The following is a 16,321-nucleotide window of genomic DNA, read 5'->3' on the forward strand; positions in this document are numbered from 1 at the left end:
CTCGGGTTTCGTCAAAGTTACTTGCCGCTCTTGCGAGCCGCGTAGATGGACGCCGCGCGCGGCGCATTCGCGACCACGGCCGGCTCGTTTCGCGCTGTCGGTTGAGCGCGGGGATTGATGCGCGTCTGCGACGCCGTCACTCGCTCGAACAGCCGCGCGCGCACCTGATCGGGCGTCAGTCCGTCCGCGACCAACTGCGCGGTCAGATCCGGCACGCTCGCCGCAAGGCAAATGCCGGCGATATCCGCGGCCTGCTCAATCGCCGCGTCGACAGTTGCCCGGTCCTTCAGGCCGGTCGCCGTCACGATCGCCTCGGCGCAGTGCGACAGACTCGCGTCACGGCAGGCCGCAAACACGTGCGACGCGAGCGCCGACACGCCCGGTGCCGGCGGCACCGGCTGCGGATCGGGCTTCGATTCAGGAACCGGATCAACCTTCGGCTCGGTCGGCTCCTCCGCGTCAACGAGTGCCCGCACGACCTCGGGCACCGCCGAGAAGCGCGCAAGCAGCGCCGTCGAGCTGGCCGACGCCGACAGCTTCACCGCCGCCTCGATCGTGTCGCAGAATCCCTTGTCCTTCGCCTGCGCCGCCGTCAGCCACGTCTCGGCGTCCATCATGGCCCGAATCTCGTCGACCGACTGACCGCTCTTGGCCGCATACGCGGCGAGGATGCCGTCACCCGCGTTATCGAGCAGGTCGGCAACGCGTCGCAGGTCTTTTGCTTCGCCGGCCGTCACCGTATGTGCGTTATGGATCATCAGCAGCGCGTTCTCCGGCATCACGATTTCGTCGCCGGCCATCGCGATCAGCGATGCGGCCGACGCCGCAACGCCATCGACGCGCACCTTCACCTTGCCCTGGTGCCGCCGCAGCGCGTTATAGATCGCGAACGCGTCGAACACATCGCCGCCCATCGAGTTGATCGCGACCACGATCGCCGAAGCGTTGGCCGCTGCTGCGTCGAGCTGCGTCACGAACATCTGCGCGTCCGTGCCCCAAAACCCGATCTCGTTATAGATCCGGATCTCGACCTCGCCGGCCGCGTTCGCCTGCGCCCGGATATCCCACCACTTACGATTGCGCTTCATCTCACTCCCCATTCGTGTGCGCGAGCGGATCGGTGTCGTCCGCCGCGTGCGTGTCGTACTGCAACCCCAACCGTTGCGCTCGCTGCTGGTCGGCTGCGTTCTCGTCGTCGACCTGCTCCGGATCCTCGCCCTTCGCGAGAATCGCGCCGGTGCGGCTCGTCAGCCCCGCCCGGATCTCCGCACGCTTGGCCGACACATCCTGCACCGGGTGGATATACGGCCAGCCCTGCGGCACCCACCGCACGCGCAGGTACTCGCGCCGCGCGCGGTGATAGTTCGGCATCCGCAATGCGCCGGACAGCGCGCATGCGTCGACCCACCAGCGCCAGATCCGCCGGCAGAACTGGTGGATGAACACGTTCTGCTGCAACTGCTCGATCGAGCGCCGGAACTCGTTGAGCAACACGCGCAGCACGCGATCGCTGACGTCGCGCAGGTCGCCGGTCAGCACTTCGTACGGCATGCCGACCGACGCGGCTGCAGCCATCAGCTGCTGGCGCATGAACGGCGCGTAGTCGGCCCCCGCACCGGGTGGCGTTGCGAACTTCACGTCTTCGCCCGGCGCCAGTTCCTGCATCGCGCCCGGTTCCAGCGACACGACCGGAGAGAAGCCGTCGACGTCGAAGTCGATCGGCGCACCCGAGACCGGATCGCCAAGCGGCCCGACCTCGGCTTGCGGCTTCACGATGAAACCCGCGAAGAGGTTGCTCACCTCCTGCCGGAACAGCACCGCATCGTCGAAGTTATCGAGCGAATGCAGCCGCAACAGCACCGTCGACAGCTCCGGCACGCCGCGTACCTGACCGGGCCGCAACCCATGGAACACGTGCGCGATCTCGTCGGCGGGCACGCGCACCGTCTGCACCGCGTCGCCGGCATAGCGGTTGTACTCGCCCGGATGCCGGCGCAACAGGTGATACGCGATGCGCTCGCCGTCTTCGTTGAACTCGACGCCGTTGATGATCTCGCCGCCTGGAACCGGCTCGTTCTTCGTGACCGGCAACAGGTCGCCTTCGAGCAACTGGATCTGCATCGGCACCGCCAGCCCGGCGTGCGGCGGACGCAGGCGACGGCGCACCAGCACCTCGCCGTCGCTGAAAAACGCGCGCGCGGCAAGCGTCTGCAAGCCGTACAGGTCGTGCACGCCGTCCACGTCCAGTTCTCCCGAGCTGTCGTCCCAAAGTTGCTTTTGGGCGCGACGCACCTCGGCGTCGGGGTGCTGCGGGTGCGCCTGAATGCCGGTGCCGATCGTGTTCGACACCAGCCGCTGGATCGCTGTCTTCGCCCACGGGTCGTTACGGATCGCATCACGCGCGCGGTGCCGCATCAGCGGCAGGTTCTGCACGGCCGACGCATTCGGCCCGGCGCTCGACGCCTGCCACGACTTCGCCCGCGCCCCACGTGTGCCCGCCGATTCGTATGCCGCCGCCTTCAGCCGTGTCGGTACGACAAAACCGCGCTGCGCCAAGACCGGATACGCGCGGCTCATCGCACCCCCTTGCCGGCATGACGCAGGCGAATCAGCCGCGAGCGGCCGGTCGCGCCGTCCAGTGCGCGGATGATCTCGGTCTGCGCATCGCGCAGCTCGGCAATCGACCGGTAACGCACCTTGCGATCCGCGTACTGGACCTCCAACTCGCCCTTCGCAATCGCCGACTGGATGCGTTGCAGGTCCGCCATCGTGTATGCCATGTGTTTCTCCTAACGGCGCTTCAGGTACGTCGAACGACCGACACGCCGGCCCTGAATGCGCGAAACCCCGCTCGATGGCGGGGTTTCGGGTAGTTGCGGTGTCGCCTGAACGACTGCGGCCGATTCGACTGCCGATTCGTCCGGCGGGTCCGGCGGTTGCTCGAACGGATGCGCGAGCGGCAACGCCTCGATCACCGGCACCGCATCGAACAACGACACCTGCGAGATGCGGTGTTGCTCCAGCAACCAATGCTGCTCGGTCAGCAGGTGCGTCTTGAGACTGCGCGCTGCGTGCAGCGCATACACTTCGCAATCGAGCGCCTCGTTACGCGCACCAGCCTTCTTCTGCCAGACCCGCTTGCCACCGATCCGGCCCGGCACCTTGACCTCGGCCGTGACCTGATTCAAATAGTCCGAGCGCACGTCGCGATACCAGTGCATCCGCCCCGGCCCGTCGCCGTCCAGCTTCAGCCGGTTGTCGAGGATCAGGTCTTTCGCCTTGCTGACGCCGACCATAAATGGACGCAGGCCGTATTTCGCGGCCTTGCTGTTGTTGCGCGTCGAGTCGATCGACGCCTTCGGTACGCTGAAAATCTCCGCACCGGTGTCGGTACTGCCCTTGATCGCCATCACGTTCAGGCCGGCCCGTTGCGCCGCACGCACATACTTGTATACGGCGTCCGACGTGGAACCGTCCGACGAGTCGATCGATGCCGCGCGGATACGCGCGACACCACCGTTTTCGTGCCGGTACGCCTGCGTCAGCAGCTCGGTCAACGCGCCCCATACGCCGCCGACTAGCGGGTTCTCGCCCTGCTCCAGCACGTTGCCGTGCAGTTCGTCCCACAGCACCAGCCAGCTTTCCTCGCCCCGGCCCCATGCGCGGATGACGATCGCAATGCGATCGTGCTGCACGTCGACGCCGATCGTCAGCAGCAACCCACGCGACGGCACGGTGAATGACGCGTACGGCAGCGCCCGTTCGGCCAGTCGGTCCAGCTCCGGCAAGTCCGACTTGTATTTGTACGGCCGGCCCTGCGTGTTGTTCACGAACGAACGCATCTTCGTGTCGTCGCCCGCGCACAGCGCCCGCTCGGCGGTTAGCCACTTCTTGACCAGCTCACCCATGCGCGAGCCGGGAAACGGCGATACCAGCTCGTTCAGCCGAAAGCCGGCCACGCCGTAGAACGGCGCAGTCGCCAGCCACCTGCCACGCCGCACCGCGCGAATGCGCGCGTTGTCGTCCCACAGGCTGCCGCAGTGCGGACAGGTATAACGCGCGGTCTCGGGCTGCGCCCGGCCGAACACTTCGTGCTCGACTTCGGCCCCCTCCAACCAGGTCACGTTCTCCCACGCCAGTTCGTGCTCTTCGCCGCAATCCGGACATGGCACCAGATAGACGCGCTGATCCGACGACTCGAACGCCTGCTGGATTCGCGAGAAGCCGTCGACGGTTGGCGTGCCCCCGAAAATCACCTTGCGGCGGCTATCCGAATAGCTCTTGTTGCGCTCCTCCAGCAGCGTGATCGAGTCCCCTTGATCGCGCACGTTGGTGTTCGCGTCGTCCGGCTCTTCGACTGCGACGACCGGGGCCGGAGTCGACTTCACGTCGTCCGGTGCGTTCGACGTGATGAACTTCAGAAAACCGCGCGGGAACGTCTTGTGATCCCACAGGTTGTTCTTGTCGCGGCCGGCGTGAACCGGCACCTTGGCAGCGAGGCGAGGCGTCACCTCGACCATCGGCTCGAACTTCTCCAGGTTGAACTTCTTCGCCGACTTCTCTTTCGCGAACATGACGATCATCGGACACGGGTCGACGTCGATGCGCCGGCCGATGTAGTTCAGCAGCACACCGTCCGTCCACGCGACCTGCGCGGATTTCATGCAGACGACCTTCTGTACGCGCGGATCGTCGAGCGCCGCGTGCATGCCGAATACCCACGGCATGATGTTCGGGTTATAGCGGCCGGGACTGGCTGTCGCCTTCGCGCTCATGCGCCGGTACTGACGCGCCCAGTCCGTCGTGCCGATCCGTTCAGGCGGGCGCAGCAACAGCGCAATCCGGCGGATCACCGCGTGGACGGTCTGGATCGTATTGAGATAGCTGCTCAAGGCATCCATACATATGCTCGTTCAACCACTCGACGTCGACCTCGACGTCGTACAGTGCACCCAGCTCCTGAACGAGCTTGTCGGGCAGCGCCAGCAGTTCCGTTTGAAATGCGCCGACCATCTGGCCGAACGCCTGTTCGAGCTGCGCGACGTTGACGAGCTGGCCTTTCTTCTCGGCCAGCGTCAGCAGCTTGATCTCGCGCTCGACGATCTCGGTCTTCGCGCGTTCGGCAACCAGATCGATGCCGGTGCCGCTCGCGCGGCCAGCGGCCATTTCGCGCAGGTGCTGGATATACGCGATGCGGATCGCGTCGAGCGTCGCCGCGCGATAATCGATCTGGACCTTGTCGACAAACCGCGAAACGGCCGACTGATCGAGGTCGAGATGCTCGGCGATCTGTTGTTGGGTCGGCATGAATATGACCCCCTATGGAGATTCGACAGTAGAGAAAAAACGCGGGTCTGCAGCCCCGCATGTCAGGTCGCCTACAGGGTCCCCGCCTGCTCAGAAAATGGGCAGGCCCGCCCCGATCACGACATCCGCGATCGCGCCGTCGTCCGCCCGGTCCATCGCCCACACGATGCGGTCCATCGCATCGTCAAACACGAAGCACCGCGCGCTCACGCGCCCCATGCTTCGATCTTCATCCCACGTCGACCAGACCTCATGCGGCCCGGCGCTCGTCGACTCGATTCGCATTTCAGCGCCCCAATGCAAAAAGCCCCGAGGGCTTTCGCACTCAGGGCTTCAGAATTCATTTCGTAGGGACGAACGCCCCCACACGACCTAACGGGCTCCACTATGTGTTCTTATGTCCCGAGAGGTTTGCACGACTAACGCGCGGTGCCAGCGAATATCCAGTGACGCGGTAAAGGATGTCCGAAGTTTACGCGATCCGCTCTTGGAATGGAAGACGTTTCATTCTCGCAATTGGCGGCGCATTGTGTCGGACACCGATCCATTCACGTGATCGAGCAGCGCGTGCATGTCGTGAAAACGGCGTGACCAGTGCCGGCGATATTCATCAAGCGGGACGCCGATCGCTTGCGCACGCGCTGGTTCGTCGATCGGGCGCTTGCCCGAGCCAGCGCAATCCGGACAAATGTAGCGGCCGTCTCGCCGCACGATGCCGCGCCCTTCGCACCGCACGCACTGATCGTTGATCCATTCGTCGAGCAAGCGCAACGCGAAGCGCTCGACGATATCAACCTTGGCACGCTCGACGTCATGCCCTGCACGCTGATCGCGTCGCTCGTCACGCTTCAGGCCCGTGAACCGACTGCGCTTGAAACGGCCCGACAAGCGGATCATCTGCGCAAACAACAACGTCGCCTTGCGGATCGTTGCTGGCTTCGTCTCCTGCCCTGCCTTGATCCGAACCAGCAACCGACCGAGATCGTTCGCAAAGGCGAGTGCGCCCAAAGTAACTTTAGGATCGGCAATCGGGTCGGTGAACTGACCACGAACGCTCATTGCGATGCCTGCCCGCTCCATCAAATCGATCACGACTCTCTCCTATTCGTCCTAATGTCTCAATGTCCCAAGGGAAAAGGCTTGCAGAGGTGCGCGCCTGCGACATGCGCGACATGCGCCGCTCACGTCGCGCATGTCGCGCCCCCGCCCCCGCACCCGCACCCGCGCCCGAGACCGCGCCTTGGGACGTTGGGACACGGGACGTCCACAGCGCGCCAAGGCGGGGTAAGTGGCGCGCCTAGCGTGCAGGCACAGCGCGCCACGCCATCACAGCGGACTGTCGTCATCGCCCGCCGCGACCAGTTCACGCTCGACTTCCGGTTCCTGATCCTCGCGCACGTAGTACCACCCGCGCGAACCCGTCGACTCGCGCTTGCGCACCCACCCGAGCGACTTCAGCGCCTTGCCGATTCGACGCTGTTCCGGCAGCGACCACTTCGACGTGTCAAGCTTCAGAATGTCGGCCAGGATCTCCTCCATCGTCGTGCGCGTCACGAATTCCAGGGCCTTGGCGATCTTGTCCTCGTACACGTCGCCTTCGTATCGCTCGGCCTGCTCGATCTCGAACAGCGGGCGTTCCTGCTCCGTTACGTGCCATACGACGCCCGAGCGGTACAGGTGGACAGCTTCGGCCCAAAGCTGATCACGGACGGCCACAATGCCGTCGATGTCGACTAGACCGCCGACACGCAGCGGCCAGTAGCGCCGGTTGCCCGATTCATCCTTCAGGTACGTGTCAAAGTTGACGGAACCGGCGAACACGCACTGGCGCGGTACGTCGGTCGCCCGCTTGCCGTAGAAGTTTCGGAAGCGGTCGACGGCCGTCGCAAAGAAGCTCTTCACCGCCGACGAGTCGGCCTTGTTCAGCGAATCCAGCTCGGCCAGCTCGATCACCCACTTGCCGGCCAGCACCGCGTACGTGTCCTTGTTGCCGATCTGGATCGGCGTGTCGGTGAACCACGGAGCGCCCGCCAGCACTTTCAGCGCCGTCGATTTGCGGTGCCCCTGCTTGCCTTCGAGGATCAGCACGTTGTCGACCTTGCAGCCCGGCTCCATCACGCGCGCGACGGCCGCGATCATCCATTTCATGAACGCGAGCTGCACGTACTCGCTGTCGGCCACACGCAGGTACGTCGACGGCATCGAACGCACGCGCGGTACGCCGTCCCATTTCAACCTTTCGAGGTATTCGCCCACGTCGTGGAAGTGGGTCGCGTCTGCAACGAGCAGGACCGCGTTCATCACGACATCGGTGCGCGTATCAAGGCCGTACCGTTGAGAGAGCCAGAGAACGGTCCGCTGATCGTCCATGTCGGTCCATTCGCCCGTCGTACCTTGCGAGAACGGCGAGGCCTTACGCTTCATCACTCGGCCGCCAAAATCGTCTTGTTCGATGACGCCCTGCCACGCCTTGTGGTTCGACAGGATCAGGTGGACATTGCCGAGCGTTGGCAGCAGCCGTCCCTTGTCCGACCGCGCCAGATCCTGCTCCCACGTGTGTGCGCCGTTCTCCGCTTCGCGACCGTCCCATTCCGGCTGTTGTGCGGCAGCGGACGTCGCGGCTGGTTTCGATTGCGCAGCGTCCGCGGTCGACACGGCGATCGTCGCCGGTCGGATGTCTTCGTTCGCTGGCGCGATGACGCGCAAGATTGCCGCTTGCACCTGCTCGGCGACGGCGTCGAGACCGTCCTCGACATGCAGATCGTTGAAGTCCGTGAGCTTGCGTTCGCCACGATTGGCGAATACCGGATAGACGACGCTCACGTCGGCGACCTCGGCTGCCGCCTCGTACGCACGCTTCAGGCCCGTGTTCTCGAAGCGCTTGCGGCGCAACGGCATCACATCGTTACCGTAGCTCACCTCGACGTACGGCACGCCGTTGTCGTCGCGACGGCGAGCTGCGGCGACCATGTACCACGTGTTCTTCGCCTCAATCCGGACCGGTTCCGCACCGAACACCAGTTCGCCACGGAAAGCGAACTCATCGGCGAGCCAGTCGCGCATACGCTGCTCGATCTTCCAGTCGTCGTCGGCGCAGATCAGCACGTGGACGTCCGGGTACGTTGCGCGCAGGTGGCGCACGGCGGGGAGGATGCCGCCCGCATCGAAGCAAACATCGACCGCGAACGCGTCGTCGATCGCCATGCGGATCGATCGTGCGGTTGCGTAGCCTTCGGCAACCAGCACGAGCTGGTCGTCCACGCCGACCTCGCCGAGCAGATACGATGCGCCCTTCTTCTCCATGCCCTTGTTGAAACGCTTCGCGCCGTCCGGCGTGATCTTCTGCAGGCCGACGAGGCGAGCGTCGTCGCCGTACTGATACATCGGCACGAGGATCGTGCCGTCCGCGTCGAAACGCACGCCCTCAGCGCTGATCTTCTTGCGCTCCAGGTACGCGGACTCGCCCTGCTCGGACGCCCGGCTCCACTGATCACGCGCACGGTTCGCGGCCAGCTTCGCCTGTCGCGCGTCACGCTCGGCCTGCTCGCGCTCGGCCGCTTCCTGCCGGCGACGCGTCTCCGCGAGCACTTCCTCGCTCATCGGTGCGCCGCTCCACTCGAAACGCTCGGTGCCCGGATCGTCGCCCGAGAAGTGGCCGAACGTACCGCCATAGCCGATCACTGCGCCCTTACTGATGACCTCGCGAAGCTGATACCAGTATTTTTTACGCGGCCCGTACCGATGATGTTTGCCGTCCGCGACCGGATGGCCGGCGGGCAGGTCGGGATGCCCTGCTGCGCGCAATTGCTGAATGATCTGGTCAAGTGTCGCCATACGAAAATCTGCCCTCTGCAAAAGTTACTTTGGCCGCCCGAGTGACTATTGGCGGCCGGATCACAATTCCTTGAGCTGCGCCTGTAGCTGGCGCAGCACCCGTTAGCTCACGCGCCGGGCCGCTTCCAACTCGGCAAGTCGACGATCCCGCGCGACCTTGTGAGAAAAGCTTCGCCATACGCCCCGTCCGGCCGCGTAGCACTGCCGTCCGCTGGGCGAGCGGCTGTACTGCGATGTGCCGCGCCGCAACGCGCTGCTGATTCCGTTCACGTTCACCAAGGTCTCCGGTTATTTGCCGCGCAGTCGACGCCACTCGGCCGACATGAGATCGTCGAACGCGGCAAGGTCCAACGCACAGAGACGATCGGTAAGCTGATCGCGAAACGCGTGACGTTCCGCCTTGGTTGCAAGCGCGGCGCATGTGCGCGCAGCTCGCTCGACGAACAAGCGCACGCGCCCCGCTGCACTCGCTTCCGCGAGAAACGGAGCAAGGCGATCGGGGAACGTGGCGATCAGTTCGGACAACAAGCGCCCCGCGTCGGCGGGGGCACACTCGAATCGGGATGCGAGTTTCGTAACTGCGCACGCCAATTGCTGCTCAGGCGAGCAGCAGAGGTCGATCTGTTCACGCTCGGGCCGGCAGCAGCCCATGCCGGGCTTAAACCGCTCCATGACGACGGCGGCGACGTGCGGCGAGATTGCGAGCGGCATGAATCAGCCGCTGGAACAGACGCTGGCCCTTGCGGCCGGTCGCGATGATCTTCTCGGCGTCGTGGTCGTCGATTCGCTGATCGGCCAGTGCGCGCGTCACGTCGTCAGCGACGAGACCCACATGTGCCTGCAGGTGCAGCGCCGTTGAAACGAGACGCAGCGTGCCGGGTTCGCTGGCATCGTCAGCGACATGGTCGTCGACGTGTTCGGCAACCAAACCGAATCGCGCATTCAACGCATGCAGCGCATCGAGCGCATACACCTCGCCTTCGGCTTTTTCTTGCATCCACTCGATCAGCAACTCGAACATCTCCATCGACAGGCGGCTGTCGCCGACACCACGCAATCGTAGACGCAGCGATTCCGGCGTGATGTTCTTACCGCGTCGGATCGTCAGGTGATTCGCCGCGTCGGCGACGCCGCCGGGCGTGTTGCGAACGGACGTATAGAGCACGTCCAGCCATTCGGTACTGTCGTATCGGCAGGTCATATCGAAGCTTTGGGATTGAGCCGCTTTCATCCTGTCGTGCATCAGCGCACATCGATAGGATTTGCGGTGGATAAAGCGGAGAGAAAGAGATCCGGGCGTTCGACTTTCACGGCGGAGGGAATCCCGCGTGCGAGCCAGTTGCAAACTCGCTGCGTGCCCCCCTGTTGCTTCCCATAGCCGAGAAGCTCGGCGACCCTTGCGGGGCCACCAAGGCGGGCGATCGTGATACGGTCGGCTTCAATCCGGGCGGTCTTGTCCATCCCCTAATTAAACACCATGTTTATTCAATTTGCAAACAGGCCGTTTAACAACGCCGCGTTTACTTCGCCGACTATTTGTCGCATGAAGAAACTGCACGAAACCATCGAGCGACTGTATCGCGCAGCGAAGGAGCTTCAAGGCGTCGAAGGCCCCGCGAATGTCGCTCGCCTGCTCAACGAATCCCCCCAACTCATCAATAATTGGGAGCGGAGAGGCATGTCTGCAAGCGGAATGATCCGTGCCGCTTCGGTAATAGGCTGCCGAGCGGATTGGCTCAAGACGGGCGATGGCCGCATGGCAGACGAAGGCTCAACGAAAGAAACATTACATTCTAGTAATATTCGCGTCGGCCAACATGATGAACGCCACACCAAGGCACCGGCTGCAGCTCACACCGATGTAGAAACGCGGGCGCGACGCTTGGCTTCCATGCTTACTGAAGCGGCATCGAACGGCATGGTCTCGGAACGATTAATGAGTGCTCTAGAAGGAATGCTGGAAGCGGGAATATCGCAAACCTCGGCGGTGTCATTCGCTAAACACTCACGTGCTGCCGTAAGAGCGTCCGTGAGTTCCGGGGAAACCAGCACCAATGAAAAACCGAAGCGGAGATCAACCCAATAACGTTGTAGACCTCGAAGTCTTCCGATCCACACGCGCCAAACGGCAAGTTTTTGACGAACACGATTTCAGCACCGACATTCGGTTTGCCGTGACCAACCACGGCAAGATCGTCAGCCCTCCTCCTCGCCTCCATCCCCAGCACTTGCTCGCAGTCCTGTCGTGGTGCCACGACATGGCTACGCACGTCCTCGACACATATCTCGAATCTACAGGCTAACCCAAAGTAAACAAATTGTTTGCTCAATACATAAACATGATGTTTAATTCGATTGTCGCGTCATCCGACGCTCAACCGGAGAACAACCATGAAGCCGCCCGATTTGAACGTGGAAGCCCGTCACGACTGGCTCCGCGACGAGCAAACACCTCGCGTTACCCCATCCCAACCGGCCCGCCAAAGCAACTTTGAGAAGTCCGCGATCTTCCGCTGGACCGTCGTCGCTGCGTTGTTGTTTGTCGCCGTCAACATTTTTCAAGACGATCCGGTCGTCGCTCCGACGACCGCCTATCACGTCACCGTCTAATCCGCCCCGACCCTGCCGGGGCAAGCGGCCCCGGCGTCATGGAGACCACCATGCCGCGCAAGAAACTCCTGCCCCTCCCCCTCGTCGACGTCGAGCGCCGCGACACCCTGTCCCTTCGCACGATCGTCCGCTACAACCCGAACGCTCGACGCCCCTCAACGCCGATTCTCGTCGGCAAATACGTTGTTGGTCGCCGCCCCTTGGCGGACAGCGTGCATACGCTGTATATGATCCTCGACGGCACCGAGATTGCAGACAAACAGATCTCGATCCCGAGCGAAGGCGATTGCGCTACAGCGATCAAGCGCCTGCGCGACGCGAAGCGCGCGGCGGGCATGGCAGCATCCGAGGCGATCAGCAAAGCGAAGAAACCCGGCAAGGCGCGCGCGGCGGCGACGCAGGAGGTTGCGTAATGGACGACCGCACGCGACAGCTCGACCTGACCGCGCCGATCCCGACCGGGAACACGAAGGCCGCAGCCGCCGCTGCGGGCGCAACGTCAGCGGACCTGTGGATGGTCCCCTACAGTCAACTTCACTATGACCCGGCGGACAACATTCGCCCGGTCGACCCCGAGTGGGTAACGCACCTCACAGCGCTGATCGAAGAGAACGGGTACGACAAGGGCTCGCCGCTCCATTGCTACGTGCGAAAGGTCGACGGGAAGGATCTGCTGTACGTGTACAAGGGGCAACACCGCTACCTTGCGGCCGGCAACGCAATCAAAGCCGGCAAGGACATCGGCAAAATCCCTGTCGTCGTCCGCGATGCCAAGACCGTCAACCGCGCCGAAATGGTGATCGACGGCTATCTCAGTAACAACGGCAAACAGTCGTCGCCGCTTGATCTGGCCGCCGCCGTTGCAGAGCTGCGCGACATTCACGGCATGACCCTCGCTGCGATCTGTAAGCGCCTGAATGTCACCGACCAAACGGTCCGCGACGTTGGCCTGCTCGAACGCGCCCCGGCCGAACTGCACCAGCTCGTACGCGCCGGTCAATGCACCGGCACGCTTGCGATCGAACAGATTCGCCAGCATGGCGGCGAAAAGGCCCTCGAACGCATCGTCGTCGGCATCTCCAAAGCTGCGGAAGCCGGCAAGTCGAAGGTGACGAAGAAGTATCTCTAAGCCACGCCCCTGCTCGATGCGCTCCCGGACCCGGCATCTTCGGGCGAGCAGACAGCATCTACAGCCGCCACCACCGACGCCGAACCTCTCGCCGCGTCGACGGCCGCGGAAGTCACGGTCGAGACGCAGGCGCTGGCACAGCCAGTCCCGCGCCAAAGCGCCCCCGCGAAGATCAACGACGCGCGCGCAAAGCAACTTTTGCGGGCACTGCAGTCGGTGTTGCACGACGACGGTTTCGGCAAGCTGGCACCCGCGACGATCGATGCTGTTCACACGGCGCTGATGCCGCTCAGCGATCGGCTTGATACGAAGCCCGCCGCGAAATCGTGGCCTGTCACTGAGCCGGATGAAAACGGAGCCTGCCAGCCCGTCGAGACCCTGCGCGGTCCCGAGCGAACCGGCCGGATCAAGGGGCCACTCGCTCACATTCGCATCGCACAGCCGTCTCCGGGAGCGTGGATCTACGCGATCGAATACAACACCGGGACCAGCTTCGCGAGCGACCCGCTGAAGGTGTCGCCCCAGACGCGCGCGGTATGGACGCGCGTTCAAGCGATTCGTTCCGGCGCAGCGCGGCTCATCGACACGATCAAATCACCGGTCCATGGGCGAACGAAGGCCGAGCAGGCGTCATTTAAGCGCATTCTCGAATGGGCGAACGAGATCATCGACATGCCTGATCCCGACATGACTGCCGAATTCTCAACCACCACCGCCAAGGGGGGAACGCCCCGATTTGTCGGATGTGTTAACGGCCATCGGGCATAAGCAGCAGATCTCGTCGAATAAGGCGCTGCTCGATGCCGCATTCCCGGCACGGAAAGCAAAGCCCGGTCTCGACCCCGCGTCCGCATGGCCGTTCCCGACCGGAGCCGCAAATTGACCCCGCGCCCGGCCCTTTCTACCCCACGTCCGCTGCCGCGAAAGCGGGAACACGCGGAGAAGCGCCCGGCTATCGCGCTGGCGAGCGTCAACGGTACTTCGATGCAGTCGAACAACGAGGGGCTGACGCCCGAAAAAGCGATCCAGAAGGACAAAGCGCCGCTCGCGCGGCGCAAACATATCCAGACGAACGAAGCCTTGGCGGATACCCGCCAAGGCAGGCTCGCGCGGTTCGACGCACTTCGCATCGAGATCCGCGCGTTGATCACCGAGATCTCGCACGCGGCCGACGTCGAGCTGCTGGACCTGATGGCCGACGAGATCGGATCGTTCGCTCGCCACAAGGCGGCGCAGGACGCGCGCACCTGGGCAGCAACCGCCAGCATCACGCTGGAAACTGGATTGATGCAGCTCGACCGCGCACTGCCGCACCGTGAGGTTGATTCCACAAACTATGGATTGAAATTGAAATGATCCCATCACGGAACAACCCCGCCGACGTGTACGGACTTAAGCCAGTCAAGCAAGACAGAGACGGCCCTCTCTATAGCAACCTAGAAGCGCTGACGATGGTTGCGAATTACATCAACGCTGAAACACACTATTTTCAAAGACGAGCAAAAGATATGAATACCGATTTCTCAAAAGCCCAATCGACAACTGAAGAAGCAATCGAACTCTTCGCACGCTCGCTGTCCCGTTTGTCCGCCGCCGAAAAGCAAGTTTCTGAGTCCACGAAGAAAGCAGCGGGGAGTGTTCGGAAGTCGGCAAACGAACTCGGCGACACGATGCAACGCCTTTTGAAGACGGCCGACATTGACCGCCTCGAACGGTATGCCACCGTCCTCGAACGCATGGCAACCGCTATGCAAGCATTGGCCACCTTGGAGATCGACGGCAAGCTCGATCGTATTGTCAGCGCCATTCGATAATCGGGGAGCTTCATGGAAAACGTCACCAGCAATTACGATGCGCTGTATGCGGCCGCCGAAAAAGCCACCAAGGGGAACTGGATCAACGTTGGCGCATGGGTTGAGAACGAGCGCGACGACTTGAAGGATATCTGCGATTGCCGCCCGAACGGGAACGAAGACTACGAGCAAGCATTGCTCGACGCCACCTTTATCTCCCTCGCGAACCCGGACACCATCCTTCAACTTCTCCGTGAACGACGCACCGCGCTCGAAGCGGCAAGCGGCGAGCGTGCCGTCATCGAACCGCTGACGGAGCCGGTCACGATCAGCAAGGCACTCCGCGCCGGGCGTGTGGCACGCGTGGAAGGTACCGCGTCTGCCGCCACCGCATTCCTTGCCAACATCCAGATCGCGCCATGGGGCCAATCGAAGGAGTGGGTGCAAGGATATGTAGACGGCTTCAACCGAGCCGCGAAGTGGATGCAGGACGCCCTGAACAGCACGCCCGCATATGCTGGAGCGGCAATTCGCAACAGCGCTCTTGAGGAAGCCGCACAGGCCATCACCGATCACCAGCGCGACGGTCGCGCGTGGATTCGCGAAAACCTGTGGGATACGCTGAATGCAGAAGCAGCATCCCGGATTCGCGCGCTGCAGTCCACCTCACAATCGACGCCCGCCGCGCCTATTTCGAGCGCACCCGCATGGATTAGCGTCAGTGATCGGCTTCCGCCCAACGATACGTGGATACTTGCGCACAACGGAAAATGGACAGGCGTCGCGATGTACGCGTCGGCCGCGGAATTCCTTGACGAAAGCTGGCCAGACGAGCGCCGCGAGTTCATCGAACTGTTAGGCCCCGCCGTGACTCACTGGACACCGCTGCCAGCAGCACCTGCGAGCGCGCAAGCCAAACATACGGGAACGACCACCACCTCGACGCACGCAGTACGCGACATGCTCGCCGAGCGTCGGCGACAGGTTCTGCATGAAGGCATGACGTCTGACCAAGACGACTGCTACACCGAAGCGGAATTGCCCCGTGCTGCGGCCTCGTACATTCTCAGTGCCTGCGGATTCAGCAACGCGATTACTCTGGACTTCTGGCCATGGAGCACGGACTGGTGGAAGCCGACCACGCCTCGACGGAATTTGGTCAAAGCCGCCGCACTGATCATCGCTGAGCTTGAACGGATCGACCGAGATCCGGGCGATGAATCCCACCATGACCACCTGAACGGGGGATCGTTGTGAGCCTGCTGACCCGCGCCTATATCCTTGAAAAGTACGGCCCGCGCATGACACTGGCGCAACTTGCGCAACTGCTGCTGATGTCGGAGGGAACCATCCGCAATCAGATCAGCGCCGAGACATTCCCGATCCCCACGTACAAGGAAGGCGGCGGCCGATTTGCAGCGTACGACGCCGTTGCCGACTACCTCGACCAAATGTCGGCCGAAGCGCGGCGTATGGCCGCTTAACCCCAAGTTACTTTAGAGTATCCAATTGAATCCAATCAGCGAAGAAGAAGCCCGTTATCGAGCCCTTGAACTGCTCCGGACACAGTTTGACGGTATGTCGCTCGGCGACATTAAATATGTTCTTCGTCAGGCCGAAGGCTGGCTAAACGGGCAGCTCATTCTTG

Annotated in this window: 18 protein-coding genes and 2 pseudogenes; 9 read left to right on the forward strand and 11 right to left on the reverse strand. The window is 62.9% G+C overall.

What is annotated here, in order from left to right; genetic code table 11:
* Positions 1 to 17: 17 nt before the first annotated feature.
* The 11 genes and pseudogenes from ACPUER_RS11700 to ACPUER_RS11750 form a co-directional block, all read right to left on the reverse strand.
* Positions 18 to 1,088, reverse strand: a complete 1,071-nt coding sequence (locus ACPUER_RS11700) for a head maturation protease, ClpP-related (protein WP_425131146.1) — start codon at positions 1,086 to 1,088, stop codon at positions 18 to 20.
* A gap of 1 nt (position 1,089) precedes the next feature.
* A complete protein-coding gene (locus ACPUER_RS11705) occupies positions 1,090 to 2,577 on the reverse strand; it encodes a phage portal protein (protein WP_425131147.1) in 1,488 nt (495 codons plus the stop codon).
* Positions 2,574 to 2,780, reverse strand: a complete 207-nt coding sequence (locus ACPUER_RS11710; protein WP_011657129.1) for a phage head-tail joining protein — start codon at positions 2,778 to 2,780, stop codon at positions 2,574 to 2,576. The genes ACPUER_RS11705 and ACPUER_RS11710 overlap by 4 nt, the downstream gene beginning before the upstream one ends.
* 9 nt (positions 2,781 to 2,789) lie before the next feature.
* Complete coding sequence (locus ACPUER_RS11715; RefSeq protein ID WP_425131238.1) at positions 2,790 to 4,811, reverse strand: phage terminase large subunit family protein; 2,022 nt, start codon at positions 4,809 to 4,811, stop codon at positions 2,790 to 2,792.
* A pseudogene (locus ACPUER_RS11720) lies at positions 4,738 to 5,307 on the reverse strand (MarR family transcriptional regulator). Before ACPUER_RS11720 ends, ACPUER_RS11715 begins: the two are co-directional and overlap by 74 nt.
* 90 nt (positions 5,308 to 5,397) lie before the next feature.
* Positions 5,398 to 5,526: a hypothetical protein gene (locus ACPUER_RS11725; protein WP_425131148.1), complete on the reverse strand. Its 129-nt coding sequence runs from the start codon at positions 5,524 to 5,526 to the stop codon at positions 5,398 to 5,400.
* 285 nt (positions 5,527 to 5,811) lie between these two features.
* Positions 5,812 to 6,399 carry a hypothetical protein gene (locus ACPUER_RS11730; protein ID WP_425131149.1) on the reverse strand — a complete coding sequence of 196 codons (588 nt, stop codon included), beginning with the start codon at positions 6,397 to 6,399 and terminating at the stop codon, positions 5,812 to 5,814.
* A gap of 234 nt (positions 6,400 to 6,633) precedes the next feature.
* Positions 6,634 to 9,141 carry a VapE domain-containing protein gene (locus tag ACPUER_RS11735; RefSeq protein WP_425131150.1) on the reverse strand — a complete coding sequence of 836 codons (2,508 nt, stop codon included), beginning with the start codon at positions 9,139 to 9,141 and terminating at the stop codon, positions 6,634 to 6,636.
* Positions 9,142 to 9,429: 288 nt separating this feature from the next.
* Positions 9,430 to 9,813 (reverse strand): hypothetical protein, encoded by a 384-nt coding sequence (locus ACPUER_RS11740; RefSeq protein WP_425131239.1) that lies wholly within the window; start codon positions 9,811 to 9,813, stop codon positions 9,430 to 9,432.
* Positions 9,800 to 10,342, reverse strand: coding sequence for a phage regulatory CII family protein (locus ACPUER_RS11745; RefSeq protein ID WP_425131240.1), 543 nt, complete (start codon positions 10,340 to 10,342; stop codon positions 9,800 to 9,802). Before ACPUER_RS11745 ends, ACPUER_RS11740 begins: the two co-directional genes overlap by 14 nt.
* A gap of 41 nt (positions 10,343 to 10,383) precedes the next feature.
* Positions 10,384 to 10,602: a hypothetical protein gene (locus tag ACPUER_RS11750; RefSeq protein WP_425131151.1), complete on the reverse strand. Its 219-nt coding sequence runs from the start codon at positions 10,600 to 10,602 to the stop codon at positions 10,384 to 10,386.
* An 82-nt stretch (positions 10,603 to 10,684) separates the two neighbouring features.
* On the opposite strand from ACPUER_RS11750, the gene ACPUER_RS11755 reads away from it, so the two are divergent.
* The 9 genes and pseudogenes from ACPUER_RS11755 (at position 10,685) to ACPUER_RS11795 (ending at position 16,157) form a co-directional block, all read left to right on the forward strand.
* A complete protein-coding gene (locus ACPUER_RS11755) occupies positions 10,685 to 11,227 on the forward strand; it encodes a hypothetical protein (RefSeq protein WP_425131152.1) in 543 nt (180 codons plus the stop codon).
* A 305-nt stretch (positions 11,228 to 11,532) separates the two neighbouring features.
* Positions 11,533 to 11,751 (forward strand): hypothetical protein, encoded by a 219-nt coding sequence (locus ACPUER_RS11760; RefSeq protein ID WP_425131153.1) that lies wholly within the window; start codon positions 11,533 to 11,535, stop codon positions 11,749 to 11,751.
* A gap of 50 nt (positions 11,752 to 11,801) precedes the next feature.
* A complete protein-coding gene (locus tag ACPUER_RS11765; RefSeq protein WP_425131154.1) occupies positions 11,802 to 12,164 on the forward strand; it encodes a beta-hexosaminidase in 363 nt (120 codons plus the stop codon).
* Positions 12,164 to 13,120 (forward strand): annotated as a pseudogene (locus ACPUER_RS11770) (ParB/RepB/Spo0J family partition protein); the annotation flags it as partial. The gene ACPUER_RS11765 and the pseudogene ACPUER_RS11770, both read left to right, overlap by 1 nt.
* A complete protein-coding gene (locus tag ACPUER_RS11775; RefSeq protein WP_425131241.1) occupies positions 13,100 to 13,648 on the forward strand; it encodes a hypothetical protein in 549 nt (182 codons plus the stop codon). The pseudogene ACPUER_RS11770 and the gene ACPUER_RS11775, both read left to right, overlap by 21 nt.
* A gap of 84 nt (positions 13,649 to 13,732) precedes the next feature.
* Positions 13,733 to 14,236, forward strand: coding sequence for a hypothetical protein (locus tag ACPUER_RS11780; protein ID WP_425131155.1), 504 nt, complete (start codon positions 13,733 to 13,735; stop codon positions 14,234 to 14,236).
* A 95-nt stretch (positions 14,237 to 14,331) separates the two neighbouring features.
* Entirely contained in the window at positions 14,332 to 14,694 is a 363-nt protein-coding gene (locus ACPUER_RS11785) for a hypothetical protein (RefSeq protein WP_425131156.1), read from the forward strand.
* Between the two features lie 12 nt (positions 14,695 to 14,706).
* Positions 14,707 to 15,930: a DUF551 domain-containing protein gene (locus tag ACPUER_RS11790; protein ID WP_425131157.1), complete on the forward strand. Its 1,224-nt coding sequence runs from the start codon at positions 14,707 to 14,709 to the stop codon at positions 15,928 to 15,930.
* Positions 15,927 to 16,157 carry a hypothetical protein gene (locus ACPUER_RS11795; RefSeq protein WP_085539461.1) on the forward strand — a complete coding sequence of 77 codons (231 nt, stop codon included), beginning with the start codon at positions 15,927 to 15,929 and terminating at the stop codon, positions 16,155 to 16,157. Before ACPUER_RS11790 ends, ACPUER_RS11795 begins: the two co-directional genes overlap by 4 nt.
* Positions 16,158 to 16,321: the final 164 nt, after the last annotated feature.

It is taken from the genome of Burkholderia sp. DN3021, from assembly GCF_049805555.1.
In the GTDB taxonomy this organism is placed as follows: Bacteria; Pseudomonadota; Gammaproteobacteria; order Burkholderiales; family Burkholderiaceae; genus Burkholderia; species Burkholderia pyrrocinia_C.

What these genes read in the sequence shown, in the direction of transcription:
- ACPUER_RS11700 (WP_425131146.1), bottom strand. Translation starts at nt 1,088, where the DNA reads ATGAAGCGCAATCGTAAGTGGTGGGATATCCGGGCGCAGGCGAACGCG.
- ACPUER_RS11705 (WP_425131147.1), bottom strand. Translation starts at nt 2,577, where the DNA reads ATGAGCCGCGCGTATCCGGTCTTGGCGCAGCGCGGTTTTGTCGTACCG.
- ACPUER_RS11710 (WP_011657129.1), bottom strand. Translation starts at nt 2,780, where the DNA reads ATGGCATACACGATGGCGGACCTGCAACGCATCCAGTCGGCGATTGCG.
- ACPUER_RS11725 (WP_425131148.1), bottom strand. Translation starts at nt 5,526, where the DNA reads ATGGGGCGCGTGAGCGCGCGGTGCTTCGTGTTTGACGATGCGATGGAC.
- ACPUER_RS11735 (WP_425131150.1), bottom strand. Translation starts at nt 9,141, where the DNA reads ATGGCGACACTTGACCAGATCATTCAGCAATTGCGCGCAGCAGGGCAT.
- ACPUER_RS11740 (WP_425131239.1), bottom strand. Translation starts at nt 9,813, where the DNA reads ATGGAGCGGTTTAAGCCCGGCATGGGCTGCTGCCGGCCCGAGCGTGAA.
- ACPUER_RS11745 (WP_425131240.1), bottom strand. Translation starts at nt 10,342, where the DNA reads ATGACCTGCCGATACGACAGTACCGAATGGCTGGACGTGCTCTATACG.
- ACPUER_RS11750 (WP_425131151.1), bottom strand. Translation starts at nt 10,602, where the DNA reads ATGGACAAGACCGCCCGGATTGAAGCCGACCGTATCACGATCGCCCGC.
- ACPUER_RS11755 (WP_425131152.1), top strand. Translation starts at nt 10,685, where the DNA reads ATGAAGAAACTGCACGAAACCATCGAGCGACTGTATCGCGCAGCGAAG.
- ACPUER_RS11760 (WP_425131153.1), top strand. Translation starts at nt 11,533, where the DNA reads ATGAAGCCGCCCGATTTGAACGTGGAAGCCCGTCACGACTGGCTCCGC.
- ACPUER_RS11765 (WP_425131154.1), top strand. Translation starts at nt 11,802, where the DNA reads ATGCCGCGCAAGAAACTCCTGCCCCTCCCCCTCGTCGACGTCGAGCGC.
- ACPUER_RS11780 (WP_425131155.1), top strand. Translation starts at nt 13,733, where the DNA reads ATGGCCGTTCCCGACCGGAGCCGCAAATTGACCCCGCGCCCGGCCCTT.
- ACPUER_RS11785 (WP_425131156.1), top strand. Translation starts at nt 14,332, where the DNA reads ATGGTTGCGAATTACATCAACGCTGAAACACACTATTTTCAAAGACGA.
- ACPUER_RS11790 (WP_425131157.1), top strand. Translation starts at nt 14,707, where the DNA reads ATGGAAAACGTCACCAGCAATTACGATGCGCTGTATGCGGCCGCCGAA.